Source organism: Serratia sp. JSRIV004, assembly GCF_019968705.1.
Classification (GTDB): domain Bacteria; phylum Pseudomonadota; class Gammaproteobacteria; order Enterobacterales; family Enterobacteriaceae; genus Chania; species Chania fonticola_B.
The window spans coordinates 3,293,452-3,319,276 of record NZ_CP074140.1 but is presented as its reverse complement, the minus strand read 5'-3'; the positions used below and the strand labels follow the sequence as shown (position 1 = coordinate 3,319,276).

The window sequence follows — 25,825 nt, the reverse complement described above, 5'->3', positions numbered from 1 at the left end:
TATCCTTACGTTCGTTTGTTACCCAGAGGGAGTGGACTATGACATCGCCGGCCATTCGTTTGACCCAGTACAGCCACGGCGCTGGCTGCGGCTGTAAAATCTCACCCAAAGTGCTTGAAACGATACTGCACAGCGAGCAGGAAAAGTTTATCGATCCCCATCTGCTGGTGGGTAATGAAACGCGTGATGATGCCGCAGTGTATGACATCGGTAACGGCGTGGGCATTATCAGCACCACTGATTTCTTTATGCCGATCGTCGACGATCCGTTTGATTTTGGCCGTATTGCGGCAGCCAACGCCATCAGCGACGTGTATGCCATGGGCGGTAAACCGATCATGGCCATCGCTATTCTTGGCTGGCCGATTGCCAAGCTGCCCGCAGAGGTTGCCCAACAGGTGATCGACGGTGGCCGCTATGCTTGCCAGCAGGCGGGGATTGCATTGGCGGGTGGCCATTCTATTGATGCCCCAGAGCCGATTTTTGGCTTGGCGGTAACCGGCATCGTCAAAACCGAGCTGGTGAAGAAAAACAGTGCGGCGCAGGCAGGCACCAAGCTATTCCTGACCAAACCGCTGGGCATTGGCGTACTGACCACCGCAGAAAAGAAAAGCAAACTGCTGGCCGAACACCAAGGCTTGGCTACTGAGGTCATGTGCCAGTTGAACAAGCCTGGGGCAGACTTTGCCGAAGTGGCAGGCGTAACGGCGATGACCGATGTTACCGGCTTTGGCCTGCTTGGCCACCTTAGCGAGATGTGCCAGGGTTCCGATCTGCAGGCAACCGTATGGTTCGAATGCGTGCCGAAACTACCGGATGTCGAACGTTATATCAGCGAAGGCTGCGTACCGGGCGGTACCGGGCGTAACTTTGAAAGCTATGGTCACCTGGTTGGCGCCATGAGCGATCTGCAACGTCAATTGCTGTGCGATCCGCAAACCTCCGGCGGTTTGCTGCTGGCGGTATTGCCGGAAGCCGAAGCCGAAGTGCAGGCGATAGCGGCCCGTCATGGCATCACGCTGAACGCGATTGGTGAATTGCAGGCCGCACAGGCGGGTAAACCACTGATCGAGGTTGTCTAGTGTCAACGGTGCAGACTCGACAGGATACGCAAGACTACCAGCGCCTTTTTCTACAGGATGTGCCGCTGATTGACGTGCGCGCGCCGATAGAGTTTACGCAGGGGGCATTCCCCTGTTCAGTTAATCTGCCGTTGATGAGCGACAGTGAACGTCAGGCGGTGGGCACCTGCTACAAGCAGCATGGTCAACAAGCTGCGATCGCTCTTGGGCACAGCCTGGTCAATGGTAAACTGCGTGAGCAGCGCACGCAGGCCTGGATCGAACAGTGTGCCCGGCAGCCAGAAGGTTATATCTACTGTTTCCGCGGTGGTCTACGTTCGCAATTGGTGCAACAGTGGCTGAGAGAGGCTGGTGTTGACTATCCACGCGTGGTAGGCGGTTACAAGGCGCTGCGCAATTTTTTGCTCGGTGCGCTTGAGGCCGCCGCTGCGTTGCCTATGCTGATCGTTGGCGGTAACACCGGTTGTGGCAAGACGCTGCTGATTAATGAATTGGCGGCCGGTATCGATCTGGAAGGGATCGCTCATCATCGCGGTTCGTCTTTTGGCCGTACGCTGGTGAAACAGCCCACCCAAATCAATTTTGAGAATCAGCTGGCTACGTGCATGTTGAAGAAACAGCACGGTGGCTGCCGCCATTGGGTGCTGGAGGATGAAAGCCGGATCATCGGTTCGAATAATCTCCCATTAGGGCTGTTCAATGGTATGCAACAGGCTGCCCTGGTGGTGATTGACGATCCGTTTGATGTGAGAGTGGCACGCCTGCAAGATGAGTATATCGACCGGATGCGCATTGCCTTTGAGCAAGCCTATGGCGAGCAAGACGGCTGGCGGCAATATGATGAATATTTGCACCATGGCCTGTTTGCCATCCGCCGCCGCCTGGGACTGGAACTGTTCCAGCAGTTGACGCTGCGTCTCGAATCGGCGCTGCAGGTACAACGGCTCACTGGCCAAAGCGAAGCGCATCAACAATGGCTGGTGCCGCTGCTGCAACACTATTACGATCCGATGTATCGCTACCAATTAGAGAAGAAAACCCAACGTGTGATCTTTCGCGGTAATTACGCGCAAGTCAGAGAGTTCCTGATGACGTATAGCCAGAATAACGGTGAATAATGCGACTGTTTATAGCCGAAAAACCGAGTTTGGCCCGCGCCATTGCTGATGTCTTACCCAAGCCCCATCGTCGGGGTGACGGCTTTATTGCCTGTGGCAGCAACGATGTGGTGACCTGGTGCGTTGGGCACCTGTTAGAACAGGCCCAGCCGGATGCTTACGACAGCCGTTACGCGCGCTGGTCGTTGGCCGACTTACCGATAATCCCGCAGAAGTGGTTGTTGCAGCCGCGCCCTTCGGTCAGCAAGCAGCTGAACGCGATCAAAAAGCTGCTGGCAGAAGCCGACGAAGTGATCCACGCGGGTGACCCGGATCGGGAAGGGCAGTTGCTGGTGGATGAGGTGCTGGATTATCTGGCATTGACTCAGGAGAAGCGCCAGAACGTGCGGCGTTGCCTGATCAACGATCTCAACCCACAGGCGGTGGAGCGTGCAGTACAGCGTCTGCGTGATAACCGTGACTTTATCCCGCTGTGCGTTTCCGCGTTGGCGCGTGCGCGTGCCGACTGGCTTTACGGCATCAACATGACCCGGGCTTATACGCTGCTAGGGCGTAACGCGGGCTACGACGGCGTGCTGTCGGTTGGGCGGGTACAGACGCCGGTACTGGGGCTGGTGGTGCGTCGCGATGAAGAGATCGAAAACTTCGTTTCGAAAGACTTCTTTGAGGTGAAAGCGCATATCGTCACGCCGAAGGAAGAACGCTTTGTCGCCCTGTGGCAGCCGAGTGAATCTTGTGAGCCTTACCAGGATGAGGAGGGGCGTTTACTGCACCGGCCGTTGGCCGAACACGTGGTTAAACGCATCGAAGGCGCACCGGCGCTGGTCACCTCGTATAATGATAAACGGGAATCAGATACCGCTCCGCTGCCGTTTTCCCTTTCAACGCTGCAGATTGAAGCGTCGAAACGCTTTAACCTCAGCGCCCAGCAGGTGTTGGACGTTTGCCAACGGCTGTATGAAACCCACAAGCTGATCACTTACCCGCGTTCTGACTGCCGTTATCTGCCAGAGGAACACTTTGCAGGGCGTCATGCCGTGTTGAACGCCATCAGCGTACATCAGCCGGATCTCTATCCACAGGAAATAATCGATAGTGAACGCCGTAACCGCTGTTGGGACGATAAAAAGGTTGATGCGCACCACGCGATTATTCCCACGGCGCGTGCCAGCAAGGCCAGCCTGAGCCAGGATGAACAAAACGTTTACAGTTTGGTGGCCCGGCAGTATCTGATGCAGTTTTGCCCGGATGCGATGTTCCGCAAGTGCGTCATCGAGCTGGATATCGCTGGCGGCAAGTTTATCGCCAAGGCACGTTTCCTGGCCGAAGCGGGCTGGCGCACCTTGCTGGGCAGTAAAGAGCGTGATGAGGAAAACGAAGGTGCACCGCTGCCTGTTGTCGCCAAAGACGATGAATTACTGTGCGAGCGTGGCGAAGTGGTAGAACGCCAGACTCAACCGCCACGGCCTTTTACGGATGCCAGCCTGTTGTCGGCCATGACCGGGATTGCGCGTTTTGTGCAGGATAAAGCGCTAAAGAAAATCCTGCGAGCGACCGATGGTTTAGGGACAGAGGCAACGCGCGCAGGCATTATCGAGCTGCTCTTCAAGCGGGCGTTCCTCTACAAGAAAGGGCGCTATATTCACTCCAGCGAAACCGGGCGGGCACTGATCCATTCATTGCCAGACCTGGCGGCACGCCCTGATATGACGGCGCAGTGGGAGTCTACGTTGACGCAAATCAGCGAAAAATCCTGCCGTTATCAGGACTTTATGCAACCGCTGGAAGGCGCGCTGCAACAGCTGATCTATCAGGCTAAGCAGAGCCGGGCCAGTATAGCGTTTCGTGGCTTGTCGCCTGCACCGTCAGCCGGGGCGAAAAAGCGTAAAAAAAGTGCCGGAAAGGCACGGGAGAAAAGTGAATGAGCCGCATATCCTTGTTGATCGGTTGTTTGGCATTGTTTTCCACCGGCGTATTGGCCAATCGCGGTAACGTCGATGTCGTCGTACCGGTGTCTCCAGAAATATGGGGTACCGCACGTACCACGACAACGCCGCCGCCCTGCAACCGTTGCTGCATTTATCAGAATCAAAACTATTCTGAAGGTGCGCTGCTGAAAGTGGGCGACGAGATGATGCAGTGCGCGCGTGACCCTAACGTCACGGGCACCAATCCGTTAATCTGGATCCGCCTCAAGCGGTGATTGCAGAGTGTGTAGGGGCACTGGCTGCCCCTAGTCGGATAGTAAGCGGATATAGCTTTCCACCAAGGGAATATCGGCGGGGGCTAGCGGGTAGTTTCTGGCCTGTTCGGGAGTAACCCAAGCAAATGCGCTATGGCAATGTAGCTGTAATTCCCCGCTAAAGGAGACAACCTGCCAAGCATGTAGCCGAATAATCCTCTCCTTTTGCGGCCACTGATTGCTGGCCACAAAACTCCCCACTTTGGCGATAATGCCCAGCTCTTCCCTCAGTTCACGGGAGAGCGCCTGGGGCTGGCTCTCAGCCATTTCGACCTTACCGCCGGGAAACTCCCATAGGCCAGCCTGATCGCTGCTGCTATCGCGTTGAGCGAGCAGGATCTTGCCGTCTTGTTCGATAATGGCGGCAACGACATCAATGATTTTCATAGCTTGGATTCTATATCGCCCCGACGTGCATCGGGGCAGGGGGATTACAGTGCAAACTCGGCCCAGACAGGAGCATGGTCTGAGGGTTTTTCCATACCACGGATCTGATAATCAATGCCGGTGGCGGTACAGCGCGCAGCCAATGAGGTGTTAGCCAACAGTAGATCGATACGCAGACCACGGTTTTCATCGAAACCTCGCGAACGATAGTCAAACCACGAGAACTCATCGTTACGCTCAGGGTTGGCATGCCGGTAGGTATCTACCAGACCCCAGTCCAGCAGGCGGCCCATCCACTCACGCTCTTCCGGCAGGAAGGAGCATTTGCCGGTGCGCAACCAACGTTTGCGGCTCTCTTCACCAATACCGATGTCCAGATCGCTTGGACTGATGTTCATATCACCCATGATCAATACCTGCGACTCTGCCGGCAGTTGTTGCAGATAATTTTGCAGATCTTGATAAAAGCGGGTTTTGGCTGGGAATTTGATCGGGTGGTCGCGGCTTTCTCCCTGCGGGAAGTAACCATTAATCACCGTCAATGTGCCTTGTGGCGTTGCCAGGTCGGCCATGATGATACGACGCTGCGCATCTTCTTCATCAGTAGGAAAACCACGGCGTACGGCAAGAGGTTCATCTTTAGTCAGCAACGCCACGCCGTAATGGCCTTTCTGCCCATGATAGAACACGTGATAGCCGTGTTGGCTGACTTCTTCCAGCGGGAACATATCGTCGTGGACTTTGGTTTCCTGCAGGCCGATCACATCCGGCTGATGCTGCTCGATAATTGCTGCCAACTGATGCGGACGTGCACGCAGTCCATTGATATTAAAAGAAACAAACTTCATGAGCGCTGCCGTTTTTATCCGAAAAAATGTGTTCAGATAGTAGCAGAGTTTGGCCGAAAATGTAACGCGGACCAGCGGCGGTATGCCGCTGGTGGCCAGGGATTATTTCGCCCAGCGGTCGTAATTCTGCGGTTGATAGTCATCAAACTGCTGGATTAAGGCTGCCGGAGAATCGCTGATATGCAGGGTCTTGAGATAATCATGTCGCATAAAGCCTTGATCGGCGACGTGCTGTAAAAACTGGCTTAGCGGGTGGTAAAAACCGTTAACATCCAGCAGCCCGACCGGCTTGCTGTGGTAACCGATTTGCCCCCAGGTCCAGATTTCGAACAGCTCTTCCAGCGTACCGATACCGCCAGGCAGGGCAATAAAGCCGTCGGCCAGTTCAGCCATCCGCGCTTTACGGGTGTGCATGTCAGGGACGATTTCCAATTCGGTCAGGCCACGGTGTGCCGTTTCGGCCTCGACCAATCGCTGGGGAATGATGCCTATTGCTTCGCCACCGGCCTCTAGCACCGCGTCCGCTACCACACCCATTAACCCTTTTTTACCACCGCCATACACCAGACGCCGCCCTTGGGTGGCAAGCAGATGACCTAATTGGCGGGCATGTTCGACATAGGCTGGATTATTACCCTCGCTGGCACCACAAAAGATACAAATGTTGTTACGCATGACTTTCCCTTGCTGCTTTTAACGAAGCCAGTGGTATAGCGAATTGTAGGGTTTAGTTCAAGGGGAATTGGTATTGCGATGGTGGTGGGAAGGATAACTTCGTAGGGATGAAACTAGGTAGTGTTTTATACCGCTACACCCAGGCTTGAGACAGGTGGGAGTCATTGCAGGTTAGCCGACCGTTGAGCGCATGGATGCGCGATTGCGAGCCCCCAGGGACGGGTTTACGGCGTGTCGGCGTTCTGCATGACTTCCACCTGTAGCACAATAAGGAGCAGCTATTTGGTTCGGTGGTACATGATGATTTGACGGAAATATTTAGTCTGTGAGGGGTATACAAGGATGGTGGTGGGGAGGATGACCGCGCAAGCGCGTTGTCCACTGCGTGGACTCGAACCTTGGTCGAAGCTTCTCATCCTCCCCTGCTCAGTGCTGTATGGGAATGAGATGATGATTTAAAACTGGGGAGGTATATAAGAGATGGTGGTGGGGAGGATGACCGCGCAAGCGCGTTGTCCACTGCGTGGACTCGAACCTTGGTCGAAGCTTCTCATCCTTCCCTGCTCAGGGCTGTATGGTAATGAGATGATGATTTAAAACTGGGGAGGTATATAAAGAGATGGTGGTGGGGGAAGGATTCGAACCTTCGAAGTCTGTGACGGCAGATTTACAGTCTGCTCCCTTTGGCCGCTCGGGAACCCCACCATGGTATTCATGGTTGCTAATTTTGAACAGAAAGTTGGCAAATTCTCTCTGGTACTACTGAAACAACTTTACTTTGAGTGATTCATGAGGCTTCAGATTTCTCTGTTTGCTCATTGCCATAAAATAATGGTGGTGGGGGAAGGATTCGAACCTTCGAAGTCTGTGACGGCAGATTTACAGTCTGCTCCCTTTGGCCGCTCGGGAACCCCACCATGATGCTCATGGTTCACTACTATTTACTGGGAATCGGCTAGATCCCTTTGTACTACATCATTGCTTGCGAAACGTCTGTCTCGGTAAGCGGGGCGCATCATATCAAATGAAGCGCTTGTGTAAAGCATTGAAATGCAGAAAATGAATTGTTTGTCGCTTTTTTATTCTCAGCGGTGCTTCCGTGAACGAAAGACACCGCTTTGTTAACCAATTACAAGATCACCGTGCGGTTACCGTAGACGAACACGCGTTGAGCCAGTACACGATACAGTGCGCGGCTAAGCACGTTTTTCTCCACGTCACGCCCGGCACGCATCATATCTTCTGCCGAATAGGTGTGATCGACATGAATAACGTCCTGCATAATGATTGGGCCTTCATCCAGGCTGTCGTTCACATAGTGCGCCGTTGCCCCGATGATCTTCACGCCACGCTCATAAGCCTGGTGATAAGGGCGTGCACCGATAAAGGCTGGCAGGAACGAATGGTGAATATTGATCACCTGGTTCGGGTAATGCTGAACAAAAGCCGGGGTCAGCACGCGCATATACTTGGCCAAGACTACGTAATCAGGCTGATATTGGTCGATCTGCGCGATCATCTGTTGATCATGCTGCTCACGCGTCAGCCCTTCGTGGCTGACCAGATGGAACGGAATGTCAAAGCGTTCAACCAGCGTCTGCAACGTGGTGTGGTTGCCAATGACGGCGGCAATCTCAACGTCCAGGCCGCCATAGGCGCTTTTCATCAGCAGATCGCCCAGGCAGTGGGCTTCTTTGGTGACCAGCACCACAATACGGCGGCGGCCTGCGCTGTGCAGTTCGCGCTCCGAACCCTCTGGTAACGCGCCGTCCAGATCGGCCAACAGCGTCGTATCATTGAAGATCCCTTCCAGCTCGGTACGCATAAAGAAGCGACCGGTGAGGTGATCGACAAACTCATTGTTCTGCACAATGTTCAATTCGTGCTTGTAACAAATGTTGGTGATCTTGGCGATCAGCCCTTTGGCATCGGGGCAGATGGTGCGTAAAATTTTTCTTTGTACGTTTTGCTGTGGCATGAGTGTGTCGATTCCGTCTGATTCTGAACCCGCAGGCTTATTGCCCGCAGCACTTTTTATATTTTTTGCCTGAACCGCAGGGGCAAACGGCATTTCTGCCCGGTTGAGGTTTGGTTCCGTCGATATAGTACCAGCGTTGTTCAAGGCGAAGGAAGCGGGAACGCTCATGCATGGCACTCTCGCTTTCTCCATCGCGCGAACGGGCGATGAATTCCACGAACCCTTCATCGGCGCTATTGCCAGCGGTTTCCGCTACCACCGTCAGCCCAAGCCATTCGGTATCGCCAAAGCTGCTGCTGATGGCGCTGCGCCACTCTTCGGGGTTGCAGTCTGGGTGCCAGGTCGCAATTAGATAATCCACATCCCGTTTTACATAGGCGGAATATCTCGAACGCATTAATATGCCCGGCGACATAGCGTATTGAGTACCTGTTATATAGGGCGCACAGCAAGCGCTGTAGTCCTGCCCGCTGCCGCAGGGGCATAGCTCAGTCAAAATAACGCCTCTCAGTAGTTAGCTCGCACGATGTATAGCCGCGGCTAAAATCAATTTAACGCATATGTTACCTAACATCATTCGTTGATGACAATGTACCCTGCGATTGGGTTGAGTGAATTCACCGAGCAAAGGATAGGCAAAGCATGCGGAAAGTTAAAATCGGGTTGGCATTAGGGGCCGGTGCCGCCAAGGGGTGGGCGCATATCGGCGTGATTAACGCACTGCGTAAGCTGGGTATCGAAGCCGATATTGTTGCAGGATGTTCCGTGGGAGCACTGGTTGGGGCGGCGTTTGCCAGCCATCGGTTGCCAGCGATGGAGAAGTGGGTACGATCATTCAGCTACTGGGACGTAATCAGACTGATGGATCTGTCCTGGCAGCGCGGTGGTTTATTACGCGGTGAACGCGTATTTAACGTCGTTGGCCAAATACTGAAAATTAACGACTTTACCGACTGCTCATTGAAATTCGGTGCGGTGACCACCAACCTCAGTACCGGCCGTGAGCTGTGGATGACCAAAGGGGATATCCACCAGGCCATTCGTGCCTCCTGTAGCATGCCGGGTTTGTTGGCACCGGTCTGGTTTGACGGATATTGGTTGGTGGATGGTGCCTTGGTCAACCCGGTTCCTATTTCATTGGCTAGGGCGATGGGGGCAGACATCGTGATTGCCGTGGATTTGCAACATGACGCGCACCTGATGCAGCAGGATCTATTTTCGGTACGCAATGATGCTGGCGAGCAGAGTGAAACAAGCATTAGCGATGCCAATAACTGGCGCGACCGCCTGCGGGAACGCATGAATAAAATGATGCTGAAGAAAACCACCTTCACCCCCACGGCGATGGAAATCATGAGCACCTCGATTCAGATGCTGGAGAATCGAGTGAAGCGAACCCGTATGGCCAGTGACCCGCCGGACGTGCTGATCCAGCCGTATTGCCCACAGATATCTACCTTGGATTTCCATCGCGCCAGCGAGGCGATAGAGGCGGGCCGCTTGGCAGTCGAAAAACAGATAGATGTTTTGGCACCATTGATAAAAAATAAATGATTACCATTTGTTAGGGTGGAATGATGCTATTGGGCGTGTTTTCGACAGGCGCAAGTGCTCATTATGAGCCACTATTACAACATCAAAAGGGAAGAGGCTGGGTCGATGGCATTACCACTGATAAGCAAGCGCATCTTAATCGTTGAGGACGAACAGGTTTTCCGTTCTGTGCTTGTAGGTTATCTTGCATCCTTGGGAGCACAAACCAGCGAGGCGGCCAATGGCCTTGTGGCGTTGAGTGCGGTTGAAGAGTTCGCTCCCGATCTCATCCTGTGCGATCTCGCCATGCCGGAAATGGACGGCATCGAGTTTGTTGAGCATCTGCGCTTGCAAGGGATAAAGATCCCGGTATTGGTGATCTCGGCGACCGATAAAATGGCGGATATCGCCAAGGTGCTGCGGCTCGGCGTTCAGGATGTGCTGCTGAAACCGTTGAGCGATCTCAATCGGCTGCGCGAAGCGGTACTGGCTTGCCTCTATCCTAATATGTTTACTTCGCAGGCGATCGAAGAGGCTGAGCTGTTTCAGGATTGGCAGGCATTAAGCCAAAACCCCTCCGAGGCCGTGAGATTACTCAAGCAGTTACAGCCACCCGTGCAGCAGTCTATTGCCGGTTGCCGTATTAATTATCGGCAATTAACCACCAGCGAAAATCCGGGGTTGGTGCTGGATATCGCGGCGCTATCGGATAAAGACCTGGCGTTTTATTGCCTGGATGTCACCCGTGCGGGAGATAATGGCGTGATGGCTGCCTTGCTGTTGCGTGCTTTATTCAACGGCTTACTACAAGATCATTTAGCCAATCAACAGCATCGCCTGCCGCAAATGTCTGCATTGTTAAAACAAGTTAACCAATTATTGCGCCAAGGCAAGTTGGAAGGCCAATTTCCGCTGTTGGTGGGCTATTATCATGCCGAATATAAGAATCTGGTGCTGGCCTCTGCCGGTTTGCATGCCAATGTAAATACAGGGGATAACCTGATTCAATTAAGTAATGGCGTCCCCTTGGGCACGCTTGGCACCACTTACATGAATCAAATAAGCCAACGCTGTGATGCCTGGCAGTGCCAAGTCTGGGGGCGCGGCGGTCGGTTACGTCTGATGCTGAGTGCTGAATAAATCATCAATGGAACTCCAGCAATTGCCTCTGCCTATTCTCCATTAACGTCGTTTCCATAGGTAGTTGTCTTAATTTATTGCTATTTGAGCTTGGGGTAATACTCAGCGGATTTAAGCTGGTATACTTTGCGGGTTTTTCGTATGGCGGAGTAAGTGCGCAATTTGAGAGCGAAAAGAGAGCTACTTAGAAAGATCGTCAGGACTTCAGTAGCCATTTGCGGGTGATAAGCTCGTTGGTGAGCTCTTTGACCCATAGCGTGTCGAGACGAAAAGACCACCCAACACGGGTAAAGAATTGTTGGTTTGGCTGCGGCCTAGGGCGGCGGACAAACAGAAGTAGCTTGATAACTTTTTGTTAAATTTGAAAATTAGGACTTCCCGATGAAAGTAACCGTTTTCGGTATTGGCTATGTTGGCCTGGTACAGGCAGCCGTGTTGGCTGACGTGGGTCATGATGTCATGTGTATCGACATCGATGAACAGAAGGTCGAAAACCTCAAAAAAGGCAATATTCCGATCTTTGAACCGGGCCTGACCTCGTTGGTACAGCAAAACTATGAAGCCGGTCGTCTACATTTCACTACCGATGCAAAAGCCGGTGTTGCTCATGGCGCTATCCAGTTTATCGCCGTGGGAACGCCACCGGACGAAGATGGTTCTGCCGATCTGAAATATGTCACCGCCGTGGCACGCACCATCGCCGAACATATGACAGACCGCAAAGTGGTGATCGATAAGTCAACCGTACCGGTAGGTACCGCTGATAAAGTTCGTGAAGTGATGACCGAAACGCTGCGCAAGCGCGGCAGCGACTTGGCGTTTGATGTCGTCTCCAACCCAGAGTTCCTCAAGGAAGGGGCCGCTGTTGCCGATTGTATGCGCCCTGAGCGTATTGTGTTGGGCACAGACAACAAAGACGTCATTGAGCCGTTGCGTGAGCTGTATGAGCCGTTCAACCGTAATCACGACCGCATGATCCTGATGGATATCCGCAGCGCAGAGCTGACCAAATATGCCGCCAACTGCATGCTGGCGACCAAAATCAGCTTTATGAACGAAATCTCCAATCTGGCAGAGATGCTGGGTGCGGACATTGAAAAAGTGCGTCAGGGGATCGGTTCGGATTCACGTATTGGCTATCACTTCATTTATCCAGGCTGTGGCTACGGCGGCTCCTGCTTCCCGAAAGACGTTCAGGCGTTAATCCGCACCGCAGAACATATCGGTTATCAACCGAAACTGTTGCAGGCGGTAGAGCAGGTGAACAACCAGCAGAAATATAAGCTGACCCAGTTCATCAAGCATCATTTTGCTGATGATATAAAAGGGAAAACCTTCGCGCTGTGGGGCCTGGCGTTTAAACCTAATACTGACGATATGCGTGAAGCTTCCAGCCGCGTGCTGATGGAAACCTTGTGGGAGTTAGGCGCCAGCGTGCAAGCCTATGACCCTGAAGCCATGGCTGAAGCGCAGCGTATCTATGGGCAACGTGCCGATCTGAAACTGATGGGTACCAAGGAGGCGGCGTTACAGGGAGCCGATGCGTTGGTGATCTGTACCGAATGGCAGAATTTCCGTGCTCCGGATTTTGATGCGATTAAGTCAGCCTTGAAGCAGCCTGTCATTTTTGATGGCCGTAACCTGTATGATCCAGAACGACTGCAAGCTCGCGGTTTTACTTATTATGGTATTGGTCGTGGCGCATCGATTAAGCCGGTCATTTAAGAGGTGAGCATGAAATTCCTGGTTACAGGCGCTGCAGGGTTTATTGGTTATCACGTAACGGAGCGCCTGCTAGCCATGGGGTATCAGGTTGTCGGTATCGACAACCTGAATGATTATTACGCTGTCAGCCTGAAACAGGCACGGCTCGACATGCTGGCTAATCAGCCAGCATTTCAGTTTATCAAACTGGATTTGGCCGATCGCAATGGAATTGCCGAGCTGTTCGCTGAACATCAGTTTGAGCGGGTCATTCACCTCGGCGCCCAGGCCGGGGTGCGTTATTCGCTGGATCACCCCTTGGCTTATGCGGATTCTAACCTGATTGGCCATTTGAACATTCTTGAAGGGTGTCGGCATAATAAGGTTGGGCATTTGCTGTACGCGTCCTCCAGCTCGGTTTATGGCCTGAATCGCAAGCTACCGTTTTCGACGGATGACTCTGTCGATCACCCAATATCCCTGTATGCTGCGACGAAAAAAGCCAATGAGCTTATGTCGCACAGCTATTCGCATTTATATGGTCTGCCAACCACTGGCCTGCGCTTTTTCACCGTATATGGCCCTTGGGGGCGTCCTGACATGGCGCTGTTTAAATTCACCAAGGCGATATTGGCCGGTCAGAGCATTGATGTATATAACCACGGTGAGATGCATCGTGATTTTACTTACATTGATGATATTGCCGAGGCGGTAGTGCGCTTGCAGGCCATTGTTCCTCAACCCAATGCCAATTGGACGGTGGAACAAGGGTCTCCAGCCAGCAGTTCTGCGCCTTACCATGTCTATAATATCGGCAATAGTAGCCCTATTAAGTTAATGGAATATATTCATGCCCTGGAGGCTGCGTTAGGTATCACGGCGCGCAAAAATATGCTGCCGATGCAGCCTGGTGACGTTTTGGATACCAGCGCGGATACCGAGGAGCTGTACCAGACTATCGCGTTTAAACCTGAGACTAGCGTTGATGAAGGGGTTAAACGGTTTGTTGATTGGTATCGGGCGTTTTATAACGTTCAGTAACCGAACGATAGAAGGGTAGAATAAAGGGGCTTTGGCCCCTTTTTCTTTTCCTGTACATGAGAATTTTGCTAGTCAACCGGAATAACGCGTGTGAAGGTCAGGGGGATTACCGTGGCTGCAAAGCAAAAAGGCTCCCATAGGGAGCCTTTTGAAGGTAACTAAAATGCTATTACAGCAGGAAATCGTCCAGAGATTTGCCTTGCTCTTCGATAGCTTTTTTAATCACGGCTGGAGTACGGCCCTGGCCAGTCCAGGTTTTCATTTCGCCGTTTTCGTCTTTATACTGGTATTTAGCTGGGCGTGCAGCACGCTTTGCTTTACCAGCGGCTTTGGTAGCAGCCATAGTTTGCAGCAGTTCGTTTGGATCAATACCGTCTGCAATCAGCATTTCGCGGTATTGTTGCAGTTTACGAGTGCGCTCTTCAATTTCTGCTTGAGCCTGGCTGTCTTCTTCGCGGCGTTCGTTAACAACAACTTCCAGCTTCTCCAGCATCTCTTCAAGTGTTTCCAGGCTGCATTCTCTTGCCTGTGCACGTAGAGTACGGATGTTGTTCAAAATCTTCAATGCTTCGCTCATTGTTCTAGCTCTCAAATTATATTGGTGGGGGGCGTGACGATAATAATAGAGTGCTCCTTTCTTTTCTGCAATAGCCAAATTGAAAGAGTGACTAAATTTATCTTTAAAAAACCGATATTGAGAACTGTCCGACTAATAACATAGGGGGATCAGGCTTTAATCCCCCCTGGTTTTTATGCCAAATTGTCCAACCGGATGGCATAATCGCCGAGCTTAAAGTCATTTTGGTCCTCTCGTCATAATTATGCTCTATAACAGTATCGGGAAGGATTTGTGTCCATAATCACTTCCCCAAAAGGACTAGTACTGTAAAGAATGGGGGTATAGCGGTAAACAGCCTGACAGGAGAGAGTAAGTTGTTAAGCGTTCCAATTAACCGGGTAGTCATCGCTCAAAACACATTTAATTGCATTGTTGGCGGGAGGGGCTGGGCAGGCTGTTTGCTCGCTGGCAGGACATATCCGTTTGAGCATTAATGAATTTAGTTAATCATTAACAAAAATTAATTGTGCTTGATAAACCACAGTAATCTGTAAATAGATGTAAAAGTGTCCGTTGCGCGTGTAAAATGTTTCACATGAAACTTGGCTTATGGCTATTTTCTTAGGTCAAGATAATGTCAGCCCGCTTGCTGAGTCTGACCAGGGTCTATGCTACACTGTCAACCTGCACCTTCCGACAGTATATACCCGTCGTCTTTCAGGCCGCAGCGTTGTTAACCGCAACAGACTCATCAACCGGGGGCGAATATATTCTCCCTTATTGGCAGGGGCGCAGTGAAGCGCGCCAGCTAGACCAGATGATGAGTCAGCGGGGGGCTCAGCTACGACCAGAAAGTCTTAGGGTATATATTTTAAACCATTGGAGTCGCGGCCACATGGCTCAGCTTTATTTTTATTATTCCGCTATGAACGCGGGGAAATCGACGGCACTGTTACAATCTTCATATAATTATCAAGAACGTGGTATGCGCACGCTGGTGTTCACCGCGGAAATCGACCACCGCTTCGGCGTGGGCAAAGTGAGTTCGCGGATTGGGTTGTCGTCGCAGGCACAGCTTTATAATAACGCCACTCAGCTGTATGCCATGATTAATCAGGAGCATCAGCAGCAGCCCGTACATTGCGTGCTGGTGGATGAGAGCCAGTTTCTAACTAAAGAGCAGGTTGAAGAACTTTGCGAGGTGGTCGACCAACTGGATATTCCTGTGCTGTGTTATGGCTTACGTACGGATTTTCTTGGGGAACTGTTTGTTGGCAGCCATCATCTGCTGGCCTGGGCCGATAAACTGGTCGAACTGAAGACCATTTGTCATTGCGGGCGTAAGGCCAATATGGTGCTACGCCTGGGGGACGATGGCAAGGCGATGCATATGGGGGAGCAGGTGGTGATCGGGGGTAACGAAAGCTATGTTTCGGTATGCCGCAAACACTACAAGGAAGCGATCAAGACCCCAGTGTGATATTGCGCCAGAAGCGCCGCAGAAGGCCTATGCGGCGTTTTTGAATGCCGACCTGTGGGGTAGGGTAGTATCGTTGTCAAAATCGTGTGGTGCTCATTGGGAACAATTTGTCTCACGCATAAAAAAACCCGCCTTTCGGCGGGTTTTGACCATTCAGAGAACGGTTATTTCTTGGACTTTTTTTCCGCTTTGGCTGCAACTGGTGCCGCAACTACCGCCTCTTCTTCAGTCGCTTCGCTGAATTCGCGACCGTAGAAGGTATCCATCAAGATTTGCTTGAGTTCGGCAATCAGCGGATAACGTGGGTTAGCACCGGTACATTGGTCATCGAACGCATCTTCAGACAGTTTGTCGACCTTGGCCAGGAAGTCGGCTTCCTGTACGCCAGCTTCGCGGATCGAGGTTGGAATACCCAGCTCTGCCTTGATTTCGTCCAGCCATTTCAGCAGTTTTTCGATCTTCTGCGCGGTACGGTCACCGGCAGCGCTCAGGCCGAGGTGGTCTGCGATTTCCGCGTAGCGACGACGAGCCTGAGGGCGGTCATACTGGCTGAAGGCGGTCTGCTTGGTCGGGTTGTCGTTGGCGTTATAACGAATAACGTTAGAGATCAACATGGCGTTAGCCAGGCCGTGCGGGATGTGGAACTCAGAACCCAGTTTGTGGGCCATTGAGTGACAGACACCCAGGAAGGCGTTGGCAAACGCGATACCGGCGATGGTAGCGGCGTTGTGTACACGCTCACGAGCAACCGGGTTTTTCGCCCCTTCGTGATAGCTGGCTGGCAGATATTCTTTCAGCAGTTTCAGCGCTTGCAGCGCCTGGCCGTCGGAATATTCGTTAGCCAGTACGGAAACGTAGGCTTCCAGGGCGTGAGTGACCGCATCCAGCCCGCCGAAGGCGCACAGGGATTTAGGCATGTTCATCACCAGGTTGGCATCGACAATCGCCATGTCCGGGGTCAGAGCATAGTCAGCCAGTGGGTATTTCTGGCCGGTGGCGTCATCGGTTACTACCGCAAACGGCGTGACTTCTGAACCGGTACCTGAAGTGGTGGTGACGGCGATCATTTTCGCTTTCACGCCCATTTTCGGGAACTTGTAGATACGCTTACGGATGTCCATAAAGCGCAGCGCCAGATCTTCGAAGTGGGTTTCAGGATGTTCGTACAGCACCCACATGATTTTCGCGGCGTCCATTGGTGAACCACCACCCAGCGCGATGATCACGTCTGGTTTGAAGGAGTTCATCTGCTCGGCACCTTTACGTACGATGCTCAGCGTTGGGTCAGCTTCAACCTCAAAGAACACTTCAGTTTCAATACCGTGCGATTTCAGAACCTTGGTGATCTGATCGGCATAGCCGTTATTGAACAGGTAGCGGTCGGTAACGATGAAGGCACGTTTTGCCCCGTCGGTAGCCACTTCTTCCAGCGCGATTGGCAGTGAGCCACGGCGGAAGTAGATTGATTTCGGAAGTTTGTGCCACAACATGTTTTCTGCTCGCTTCGCTACAGTTTTCTTGTTGATCAAATGTTTTGGACCGACGTTTTCAGAGATGGAGTTACCACCCCAGGAACCGCAGCCCAACGTCAGTGACGGAGCGAGTTTAAAGTTGTACAGGTCACCGATACCCCCCTGAGAAGCCGGGGTGTTGATCAGAATACGTGCGGTTTTCATTTTGTCGCCAAAATATTCCACGCGTGCAGTCTGGTTGTCTTGATCGGTGTACAGACAAGAGGTGTGACCGATACCGCCCATGGCGACCAGTTTCTCGGCTTTGCTGACGGCGTCTTCAAAGTCTTTGGCCCGGTACATCGCCAGGGTAGGCGACAGTTTTTCGTGAGCAAACGGCTCAGATTCGTCAACCAGCTTCACTTCACCAATCAGGATTTTGGTGTTGGCTGGCACTTTGATACCGGCCATTTCAGCGATTTTTGGTGCAGACTGGCCAACGATAGCGGCGTTCAGACCACCGTTTTTCAGGATGATGTCCTGAACGGCTTTCAGCTCTTTGCCCTGCAGCATGTAGCCGCCGTGGGAAGCGAAGCGTGCGCGCACTGCATCGTATGCGGAATCTACCACAATCACGGACTGTTCAGACGCACAGATCACACCGCTGTCAAAGGTTTTTGACATCAGGATAGAAGCAACAACGCGTTTGATGTCGGCAGTTTCATCGACGACAACTGGAGTGTTACCGGCACCAACACCGATAGCGGGTTTACCAGAGCTGTAAGCAGCTTTAACCATGCCTGGGCCACCGGTTGCCAGGATCAGGTTGATGTCTGGGTGATGCATCAACTGATTGGACAGTTCCACCGTTGGCTGGTCGATCCAACCGACGATGTCTTTCGGCGCGCCAGCAGCAATGGCAGCCTGCAACACGATATCTGCGGCTTTGTTGGTGGCGTTCTTGGCACGTGGGTGCGGAGAGAAGATAATGCCGTTACGGGTTTTCAGGCTGATCAGCGCTTTGAAGATCGCGGTAGAAGTTGGGTTGGTGGTTGGCACGATACCGCAAATCAGGCCAATTGGCTCTGCAATGGTGATGGTACCGAAAGTGTCGTCTTCGGAGAGGATCCCGCAGGTTTTTTCGTCTTTATAGGCGTTATAGATGTATTCGGAAGCGAAGTGGTTTTTGATGACTTTGTCTTCAACGATACCCATGCCTGATTCTTCAACGGCCATTTTAGCCAGAGGAATACGGGCATCTGCGGCGGCGAGGGCAGCGGCGCGGAAGATCTTATCAACTTGCTCTTGTGAGAAGTTGGCATACTCGCGCTGGGCTTTTTTGACACGTGCAACTAGCTCGTTCAATTCAGCGACATTCGTTACAGCCATGATGCTCTCCTGATAAATGTTAAACTCTTTCAGTAAATAAGCCGTTCGAGGAACTAGTATAGACATCTGTCAGGAAGGCGTCTGTTAGATCATGAGACTTTTCCCGCAGTTAGCGACCCATACTGCTGATTTACTTAAAGAGCTTTACCAAGTGCAAGTTGGTAGTAGGCAAGCGAGATAGAAATCGGTATCCATACCTCGTACTCCCTTTTGACTACGACTAAGAGCTTAACTATTCCTGAGTAGATATTTTGTGATGTACATCATAAAAATCGCAAGCTGACACCTTTCAGCTAGTGTTTGTTGAGAGTAATTATCAACAAGGTGCTTGACGATGACGCGATGATACTTGATAACAGCATGCAACACACAAAGCATTAACAATAGCGAATTGTTTTGTAACATTCTGTTGAGGTAGGGAAAAATGCTGGTCGAGTGGATGGATTAGCTGGCGCAATTCCATTACATTAGCGCGCATCGGCAGTGTCTCTTTATACAGCTATTTATGCGGAGTTTTTCGTGGGCCAATCTCTGTTGGATTTTTCCGGCTACATCAAGTTCTTTGTCGGCCTGTTTGCGCTGGTCAACCCGGTAGGTATTCTGCCGGTGTTTATCAGCATGACCAGCTATCAGGCCGAGGTCGGGCGTAACAAAACCAACCTGACGGCTAACCTGTCGGTGGCGATTATTTTGTGGACCTCGCTGTTTCTGGGCGAGGGCATATTGCGTATGTTTGGTATCTCCATCGATTCTTTCCGTATTGCTGGCGGCATTCTGGTGGTGACCATCGCCATGTCGATGATCAGCGGCAAGCTGGGTGAAGACAAACAGAACAAGCAGGAAAAGTCAGAGAGTGCGATCCGTGAAAGCATCGGGGTCGTTCCCTTGGCGCTGCCGCTGATGGCCGGGCCGGGAGCCATCAGTTCCACCATAGTCTGGAGCTCTCGTTACCACAGCTGGCAGAACCTGTTAGGTTTTACCGTGGCAATCGCCTTGTTCGCTTTCTGTTGTTGGCTATTGTTCCGGGCAGCTCCGCTGCTGGTGCGTCTGCTGGGGCAAACCGGCATCAACGTCATTACCCGTATCATGGGGTTGTTGTTGATGGCGCTGGGGATCGAATTTATTGTCACCGGCATCAAAGCCATTTTTCCTGGGTTGTTATAACCTTATTAAAGCCGCGGATAATCCTGTTTGCGGCTTAAGTAATTTTTAATTTTTCAAATTATCCCAGCTGATGCATTATTAAAGTGCATAACCTGCCTGCTTTTTATTCTATTGCCCCACCCTGTGGCACAAATCTCACTTTATCGGTTGATAAAGCACCAAGATGTTATTTTCTCCACTTTTAAAAACCGCGTGACGGGGGTTTTTGTCTCCCTATGGGTAAAATTGTTGTTAATTTAATCACATCATTCTGTAGGGCTTGTCTCCGTTTCACACAGGTGTTATTAGTGATTAAGCACGGATAGGCAGGTGTTTATTCTCTGAACGGCATTTTTGTTAACTGAATGTTTCTTTTGGGTGGTTTTTTTCATCCGTGAAGAAAAGGTTAAAAATGAAGCTGTTACTTATCCAGTAAAATCATGGTGTTAATCGGTTTGCGGGCAGGTGGGAAGGCTAGGTGTCTGTAGGGCCATGGGATAATAAAAGAGAAATGCTTAACATTTCTGTAAAAATTATTAGCTATGAATTTTTGCTTCTGCTAATTTCCGAGCAACTCGTTGGAAAGAAAAATCTTATCTTTGGTGCGCCAAGTAGGAATGATTTTTGCTGGTATCCGTATATTTAGCCCGCTTGATAACTATTTCACAATTATTGCTTAGCCGTGAAAAGGAGCCTGTAGTATGCCGCAAACCACGAAGCATCAACCGTTGGCCGTTATCATCGCCGCCGTGTTGGGGATGAGCGCCAGCCAAAACCTGCAGGCCGTTGAGGTTCCGGCCGGGGTGCAATTGGCACCACTGCAGCGCATGGTGATCAACAACGGTTCAGAAGTCGCTTCATTGGATCCGCATAAGGTCGAAGGAACGCCTGAAAGCAATATTATCCTCAACCTGCTTGAAGGGTTGGTCAGCACCGATGCCAATGGTCATCTGGCCCCTGCAGTGGCGGAAAACTGGGAAAATACCGATTACCAGACGTGGACCTTCCACCTGCGTCCAGGGGCGGTATGGAGTGATGGCTCTCCGGTCACCGCGCAGGACTTCGTATACAGCTGGCAGCGGCTGGCGGATCCCAAGACCGGTTCCCCTTATGCCAGCTATCTGCAATACGCCCGAATTGAGAATATTGACGCTATTCTTGCCGGTAAAAAACCGCCTGAATCGCTTGGCGTAAGCGCCATTGATGATAAAACGTTGAGGGTGACGCTCAGCGAGCCGGTGCCCTATTTTGTCAGCATGCTGTCCCATACCTCAATGAAACCGGTGAAACAGTCCGTGGTTGAGAAATTTGGCGATAAGTGGACACTGCCACAAAACTACGTGGGCAACGGGGCATATCGCTTATCCGAGTGGGTCGTCAATGAACACATCATGCTCGAACGCAGCCCGAGCTACTGGAATAACAGCAAGACGGTAATCGAGCAGGCCACGTTCCTGCCGTTGTCTTCAGAAGTCAGCGATATTAACCGCTACCGCAGCGGTGAAATCGATATTACCAATAGTGCCATCCCGCCGAATCTGTATGCCAAAATGAAGCGTGAGATCCCGGAACAGTTGCACGTTAACCCTTACCTGTGCACCTTCTATTACGAGATCAACAATCAGCGTGCGCCGTTTACCGACGAGCGCGTACGTGCGGCAGTCAAGTTGACGCTGGATCGCGACATTATTGCCAACAAGATCATGGGCCAGGGCCAAATCCCGGCCTACAGCTTTACGCCAACCTTTACCGAGGGGGGCAACTTCAGCCAGCCAGAATGGGCTGGGTGGACGCAGGAAAAACGCAACGAAGAAGCGAAGAAACTGCTGGCGCAGGCCGGGTTCACCGCTGAGAAACCGCTCAAGTTTACCTTGTTGTACAACACCTCCGATCAAAATAAACAGCAGGCCATCGCTGCTGCCTCAATGTGGAAGAAGAACCTCGGCGCACAGGTCACATTGCAAAATCAGGAATGGAAAACCTCGCTGCAGAGCCGCCATGAAGGGCAGTTTGATGTGGCCCGTGCCACCTGGTGCGGCGATTACAACGAACCGAGCGCGTTTCTGAATATGCTGCTTTCCAACAGCAGCAATAACACCTTCTTCTATAAAAGCCCGGCGTTCGATGCGCTGATGGCCAGCACCCTGCAAGCACCGGACGCCGCTGCACGAGGGGCCATTTATCAGCAGGCGGAGACCTTGCTGGACAAAGATTCTGCGTTGGTCCCGGTTTATTATCGGGTCAGTGCGCGGCTGGTCAAACCTACGGTTGGCGGTTTCACCGGCAAAGATCCGCAAGACTATATCGATCTGAAAAACTTTTACATCATCAAACAGTAATGAAGGGTGTTACCGGCGGTGATAGCAGCCGGTAATACACAGGAAAGGCAGCGTCGTTTCGTTCCACGACGTCCAGCCAAAGCAACCCCCGGTTAACGGGCAACGCAGCTCCCACGACGGAGTTGTGATAATAAAAACTGGAGTTTAACCACATGACCAACATCACGAAGAAGTCCCTGCTGGCAGCAGGCATTATTGCGGCGCTAGGCTTGACGGTGGCAGGAACTGCTTTTGCGGCCGATGTGCCAGCGGGCGTTCAGCTGGCAGACAAGCAGGAAATCGTTAAGAACAACGGTTCCGAAGTACAATCCCTTGACCCGCACAAGATCGAAGGCGTGCCTGAAAACAACGTCACTCGCGATCTGATTGAAGGTCTGGCAAATAACAGCCTGGACGGTTCAGTGGTGCCGGGTGTCGCAGAAAGCTGGGATAACAAAGATTTTAAAGTGTGGACCTTCCATCTGCGTAAAGACGCCAAATGGTCGAACGGTGAGCCGGTAACGGCACAAGATTTCGTGTATAGCTGGCAGCGTTTGGTTGACCCGAAAACCGCCTCACCTTATGCCAGCTATCTGCAATATGCTCATGTAGAAAACGTGGATGACATCATCGCGGGTAAGAAAGACAAATCGACGTTGGGCGTCAAGGCCATCGACGATCATACCTTCCAGGTGACGCTGACCGAGCCGGTGCCGTATCTGGTAGAAATGACTCCGCACTACGCCATGAAGCCGGTGAATAAAGAAGCGGTAGAGAAGTTTGGTGAGAAGTGGACCTTGCCACAGAACTACGTCAGCAACGGCGCGTACAAGCTGAAAGACTGGGTAGTTAACGAACGTATCGTGCTGGAACGTAACCCGCAATACTGGGATAACGCCAAAACCGTCATTAATAAAGTCACCTTCTTGCCGATCGCGTCAGAAGTCACCGACGTCAACCGCTATCGCACCGGCGAAATCGACATGACCTATAACAACATGCCGATCGAACTGTTCCAGAAGCTGAAGAAAGAGATCCCGAACGAAGTGCACGTCGATCCTTACCTGTGTACTTATTACTACGAAATCAACAACCAGAAAGCCCCGTTCACCGATGCTCGCGTACGTGAAGCGCTGAAGCTGGGGATGGATCGCGATATCATCGTCAACAAGGTGAAGAACCAGGGCGACCTGCCAGCTTACAGCTTTACTCCTCCTTACACCGACGGTGCCAAGTTGACCCCGCCAGAATGGTTTGGCTGGACGCAGGAAAAGCGTAACGAAGAAGCCAAGAAGCTGCTGGCCGAAGCCGGTTATGGCCCTGGTAAACCGCTGACCTTCTCACTGTTGTACAACACCTCCGATCTGCACAAGAAACTGGCCATTGCCGCTGCGTCTATCTGGAAGAAAAACCTGGGCGTGGACGTGAAGTTGGTGAACCAGGAGTGGAAAACCTTCCTGGATACCCGCCATCAGGGCACCTATGACGTGTCACGTGCTGGCTGGTGTGCGGACTACAACGAACCAAGCTCCTTCCTGAACATGATGCTGTCCGACAGCAGCAGTAACACCCCGCACTATAAGAGCGCAGAATTCGACAAGCTGATGGGCAACGTCTTGACGGCGAAAACCAAAGAAGAGCGTGCCGATCTGTATCAGAAAGCCGAAGTTCAGCTGGATAAAGACTCTGCCATCGTTCCGCTTTATTACTATGTGAATGCTCGCCTGGTGAAACCTTACGTGGGTGGTTACTCAGGCAAAGATCCACTGGATAACGTTTACGACAAAAACCTGTACATCATCAAACATTGATGCGGCAAGGGCTGGCGGCACAGGTCGCCGGCCCATTTCAAGACAATAAGCCGTTATCAGGCTGAAGCACAGGGCTAGGGCAATGCTTAAATTTATCTTTCGTCGCCTGTTAGAGGCGATCCCGACACTATTTATACTTATTACCATCTCTTTCTTTATGATGCGCCTCGCACCCGGCAGCCCGTTTACCGGTGAGCGTGAGCTGCCACCCGAAGTGTTGGCCAACATTGAAGCCAAATATCACCTTAACGATCCGATCTGGAAACAATACGGACACTATTTGGTGCAGCTGTCGCAGGGCGATTTTGGCCCTTCATTCAAATACAAAGATTATTCGGTTAATGACCTGGTCAAGGCTTCGTTTCCCGTTTCAGCCAAACTGGGTTTTGCCGCTTTTGTTCTGGCGGTGGTGCTGGGGGTGAGCGCTGGGGTTATTGCCGCGTTGAATCAGAATACCAAGTGGGACTATACGGTGATGGGGTTCGCCATGACCGGTGTGGTGATCCCCAGCTTTGTCGTGGCCCCTTTACTGGTGCTGATTTTCGCCATTACCTTGAAGTGGTTGCCCGGTGGAGGCTGGAACGGTGGGGCGCTGAAGTTCATGATCCTGCCGATGGTGGCGCTGTCTTTGGCCTATATCGCCAGCATCGCGCGTATCACCCGTGGCTCGATGATTGAGGTGCTGCACTCCAACTTTATCCGTACCGCCCGTGCCAAAGGTTTGCCGATGCGCCGCATCATTCTGCGTCACGCATTAAAACCTGCGCTGCTGCCGGTGCTGTCGTATATGGGGCCAGCGTTTGTTGGGATTATCACCGGTTCGATGGTGATTGAGACTATTTACGGCCTGCCAGGAATTGGTCAACTGTTCGTTAACGGTGCATTGAACCGTGACTATTCGCTGGTGTTGAGCCTGACCATTCTGGTCGGCGGCTTGACCATCCTGTTTAACGCGATCGTCGACGTGCTATATGCCGTGATCGATCCGAAAATCCGTTACTAAGCTGGAGCACGCAAGATGTTGACGAAAAAGAACAGCGAAGCTCTGGAAAACTTCAGCGAACAGCTGGAAGTTGAAGGGCGCAGTCTTTGGCAGGACGCTCGCCGCCGCTTTATGCACAACCGTGCGGCGGTGACCAGCCTGTTTGTGTTAGCGCTGATCACCCTGTTTGTGATCTGTGCCCCCTGGCTGTCGCAGTTTGCTTATGATGACACCGATTGGGCCATGATGTCTGCCGCGCCTAACCTGGAGTCCGGGCACTATTTCGGTACCGATTCCTCAGGGCGTGACCTGCTGGTGCGCGTGGCCATTGGTGGGCGTATCTCGCTGATGGTGGGGGTTGCTGCGGCGCTGGTGGCCGTGGTATTGGGCACCTTGTACGGTTCACTTTCTGGCTATCTGGGCGGCAAGACCGACTCGGTGATGATGCGTTTGCTGGAGATCCTGAACTCCTTCCCGTTTATGTTCTTTGTGATCCTGCTGGTGACCTTCTTTGGGCAAAACATCCTGCTGATCTTTGTGGCGATCGGCATGGTGTCGTGGCTGGATATGGCGCGTATTGTGCGCGGGCAGACGCTCAGCCTGAAACGTAAAGAGTTTATCGAAGCAGCGCTGGTGTGCGGCGTATCGACTCGCAATATCGTCCTGCGGCATATCGTGCCAAATGTACTGGGCGTGGTGGTGGTATACGCCTCGCTGCTGGTGCCGAGCATGATCCTGTTTGAATCCTTCCTCAGCTTCCTGGGGCTAGGTACTCAGGAGCCGTTGAGCAGTTGGGGCGCATTGTTGAGCGATGGCGCCAACTCAATGGAAGTATCACCGTGGTTGCTGCTGTTCCCAGCCTGTTTCCTGGTTATCACTCTGTTTTGTTTCAACTTTATCGGCGATGGCCTGCGTGATGCCCTCGACCCGAAAGATCGTTAAGG

General features: G+C 52.0%; 21 protein-coding genes and 2 tRNA genes. 14 read left to right on the top strand and 9 right to left on the bottom strand.

All coding sequences use genetic code 11. From position 1 onward, the window contains the following. Positions 1 to 38 precede the first annotated feature (38 nt). The 4 genes from selD to KGP21_RS15800 are packed head-to-tail and all read left to right on the top strand — an operon-like array spanning position 39 to position 4,403. A complete protein-coding gene (selD, locus tag KGP21_RS15815) occupies positions 39 to 1,082 on the top strand; it encodes a selenide, water dikinase SelD (RefSeq protein WP_021806611.1) in 1,044 nt (347 codons plus the stop codon). After that, on the top strand, positions 1,082 to 2,200 hold the full coding sequence (gene mnmH / locus KGP21_RS15810) for a tRNA 2-selenouridine(34) synthase MnmH (protein WP_115158853.1): 1,119 nt from the start codon (positions 1,082 to 1,084) through the stop codon (positions 2,198 to 2,200). Before selD ends, mnmH begins: the two co-directional genes overlap by 1 nt. Beyond that, positions 2,200 to 4,125: a DNA topoisomerase III gene (locus KGP21_RS15805; protein WP_223535628.1), complete on the top strand. Its 1,926-nt coding sequence runs from the start codon at positions 2,200 to 2,202 to the stop codon at positions 4,123 to 4,125. Before mnmH ends, KGP21_RS15805 begins: the two co-directional genes overlap by 1 nt. After that, entirely contained in the window at positions 4,122 to 4,403 is a 282-nt protein-coding gene (locus KGP21_RS15800; protein WP_021181215.1) for a DUF1496 domain-containing protein, read from the top strand. The genes KGP21_RS15805 and KGP21_RS15800 overlap by 4 nt, the downstream gene beginning before the upstream one ends. Before the next feature lie 30 nt (positions 4,404 to 4,433). Here KGP21_RS15800 and KGP21_RS15795 read toward each other — a convergent pair whose 3' ends face one another. The 7 genes from KGP21_RS15795 to KGP21_RS15765 all read right to left on the bottom strand — a co-directional run bounded on the left by KGP21_RS15795 (position 4,434) and on the right by KGP21_RS15765 (position 8,826). Continuing rightward, positions 4,434 to 4,829 carry a pyrimidine (deoxy)nucleoside triphosphate diphosphatase gene (locus tag KGP21_RS15795; protein ID WP_223535627.1) on the bottom strand — a complete coding sequence of 132 codons (396 nt, stop codon included), beginning with the start codon at positions 4,827 to 4,829 and terminating at the stop codon, positions 4,434 to 4,436. Positions 4,830 to 4,873: 44 nt separating this feature from the next. Continuing rightward, complete coding sequence (gene xthA / locus KGP21_RS15790) at positions 4,874 to 5,677, bottom strand: exodeoxyribonuclease III (protein ID WP_071683395.1); 804 nt, start codon at positions 5,675 to 5,677, stop codon at positions 4,874 to 4,876. Positions 5,678 to 5,779: 102 nt separating this feature from the next. Next, a complete protein-coding gene (locus tag KGP21_RS15785; protein ID WP_179247562.1) occupies positions 5,780 to 6,352 on the bottom strand; it encodes a TIGR00730 family Rossman fold protein in 573 nt (190 codons plus the stop codon). A gap of 620 nt (positions 6,353 to 6,972) precedes the next feature. Continuing rightward, positions 6,973 to 7,057 (bottom strand) — tRNA-Tyr (locus tag KGP21_RS15780). Between the two features lie 127 nt (positions 7,058 to 7,184). Then, positions 7,185 to 7,269, bottom strand: a tRNA-Tyr gene (locus KGP21_RS15775). Positions 7,270 to 7,481: 212 nt separating this feature from the next. Further along, positions 7,482 to 8,330: a formyltetrahydrofolate deformylase gene (purU, locus tag KGP21_RS15770; RefSeq protein WP_021181219.1), complete on the bottom strand. Its 849-nt coding sequence runs from the start codon at positions 8,328 to 8,330 to the stop codon at positions 7,482 to 7,484. Positions 8,331 to 8,367: 37 nt separating this feature from the next. Next, positions 8,368 to 8,826 carry a YchJ family protein gene (locus tag KGP21_RS15765; RefSeq protein ID WP_059200970.1) on the bottom strand — a complete coding sequence of 153 codons (459 nt, stop codon included), beginning with the start codon at positions 8,824 to 8,826 and terminating at the stop codon, positions 8,368 to 8,370. Positions 8,827 to 8,972: 146 nt separating this feature from the next. On the opposite strand from KGP21_RS15765, the gene rssA reads away from it, so the two are divergent. From rssA to KGP21_RS15745, 4 genes are all read left to right on the top strand, one after another. Next, positions 8,973 to 9,884, top strand: coding sequence for a patatin-like phospholipase RssA (gene rssA, locus KGP21_RS15760; RefSeq protein ID WP_024486672.1), 912 nt, complete (start codon positions 8,973 to 8,975; stop codon positions 9,882 to 9,884). A gap of 105 nt (positions 9,885 to 9,989) precedes the next feature. Next, positions 9,990 to 11,003: a two-component system response regulator RssB gene (gene rssB / locus KGP21_RS15755; RefSeq protein WP_223535626.1), complete on the top strand. Its 1,014-nt coding sequence runs from the start codon at positions 9,990 to 9,992 to the stop codon at positions 11,001 to 11,003. Positions 11,004 to 11,384: 381 nt separating this feature from the next. Further along, on the top strand, positions 11,385 to 12,728 hold the full coding sequence (locus KGP21_RS15750; RefSeq protein ID WP_021806602.1) for a UDP-glucose/GDP-mannose dehydrogenase family protein: 1,344 nt from the start codon (positions 11,385 to 11,387) through the stop codon (positions 12,726 to 12,728). 9 nt (positions 12,729 to 12,737) lie between these two features. Then, positions 12,738 to 13,748 carry an NAD-dependent epimerase gene (locus tag KGP21_RS15745; protein ID WP_218519276.1) on the top strand — a complete coding sequence of 337 codons (1,011 nt, stop codon included), beginning with the start codon at positions 12,738 to 12,740 and terminating at the stop codon, positions 13,746 to 13,748. A 169-nt stretch (positions 13,749 to 13,917) separates the two neighbouring features. Here the strand turns inward: KGP21_RS15745 and hns are convergent, their stop codons facing one another. After that, entirely contained in the window at positions 13,918 to 14,325 is a 408-nt protein-coding gene (hns, locus tag KGP21_RS15740; RefSeq protein ID WP_021181225.1) for a histone-like nucleoid-structuring protein H-NS, read from the bottom strand. 877 nt (positions 14,326 to 15,202) lie between these two features. Here hns and KGP21_RS15735 point away from each other — a divergent pair. Then, the gene (locus KGP21_RS15735; RefSeq protein ID WP_223535625.1) at positions 15,203 to 15,787 is read left to right on the top strand and encodes a thymidine kinase; all 585 of its coding nucleotides are present in this window, start codon (positions 15,203 to 15,205) and stop codon (positions 15,785 to 15,787) included. A 164-nt stretch (positions 15,788 to 15,951) separates the two neighbouring features. Here KGP21_RS15735 and adhE read toward each other — a convergent pair whose 3' ends face one another. Then, positions 15,952 to 18,627, bottom strand: coding sequence for a bifunctional acetaldehyde-CoA/alcohol dehydrogenase (gene adhE / locus KGP21_RS15730; protein WP_021806599.1), 2,676 nt, complete (start codon positions 18,625 to 18,627; stop codon positions 15,952 to 15,954). A 519-nt stretch (positions 18,628 to 19,146) separates the two neighbouring features. On the opposite strand from adhE, the gene KGP21_RS15725 reads away from it, so the two are divergent. The 5 genes from KGP21_RS15725 (at position 19,147) to oppC (ending at position 25,823) form a co-directional block, all read left to right on the top strand. Then, positions 19,147 to 19,791, top strand: coding sequence for a YchE family NAAT transporter (locus KGP21_RS15725; protein ID WP_021181228.1), 645 nt, complete (start codon positions 19,147 to 19,149; stop codon positions 19,789 to 19,791). A gap of 680 nt (positions 19,792 to 20,471) precedes the next feature. Then, positions 20,472 to 22,109, top strand: coding sequence for an ABC transporter substrate-binding protein (locus KGP21_RS15720; protein ID WP_223499883.1), 1,638 nt, complete (start codon positions 20,472 to 20,474; stop codon positions 22,107 to 22,109). A gap of 152 nt (positions 22,110 to 22,261) precedes the next feature. Next, complete coding sequence (gene oppA / locus KGP21_RS15715; RefSeq protein ID WP_094981329.1) at positions 22,262 to 23,899, top strand: oligopeptide ABC transporter substrate-binding protein OppA; 1,638 nt, start codon at positions 22,262 to 22,264, stop codon at positions 23,897 to 23,899. 82 nt (positions 23,900 to 23,981) lie between these two features. After that, a complete protein-coding gene (oppB, locus tag KGP21_RS15710; protein ID WP_223535624.1) occupies positions 23,982 to 24,902 on the top strand; it encodes an oligopeptide ABC transporter permease OppB in 921 nt (306 codons plus the stop codon). 15 nt (positions 24,903 to 24,917) lie between these two features. Then, positions 24,918 to 25,823 carry an oligopeptide ABC transporter permease OppC gene (gene oppC, locus KGP21_RS15705; protein WP_021181232.1) on the top strand — a complete coding sequence of 302 codons (906 nt, stop codon included), beginning with the start codon at positions 24,918 to 24,920 and terminating at the stop codon, positions 25,821 to 25,823. The last annotated feature ends 2 nt before the right edge of the window (positions 25,824 to 25,825 follow it).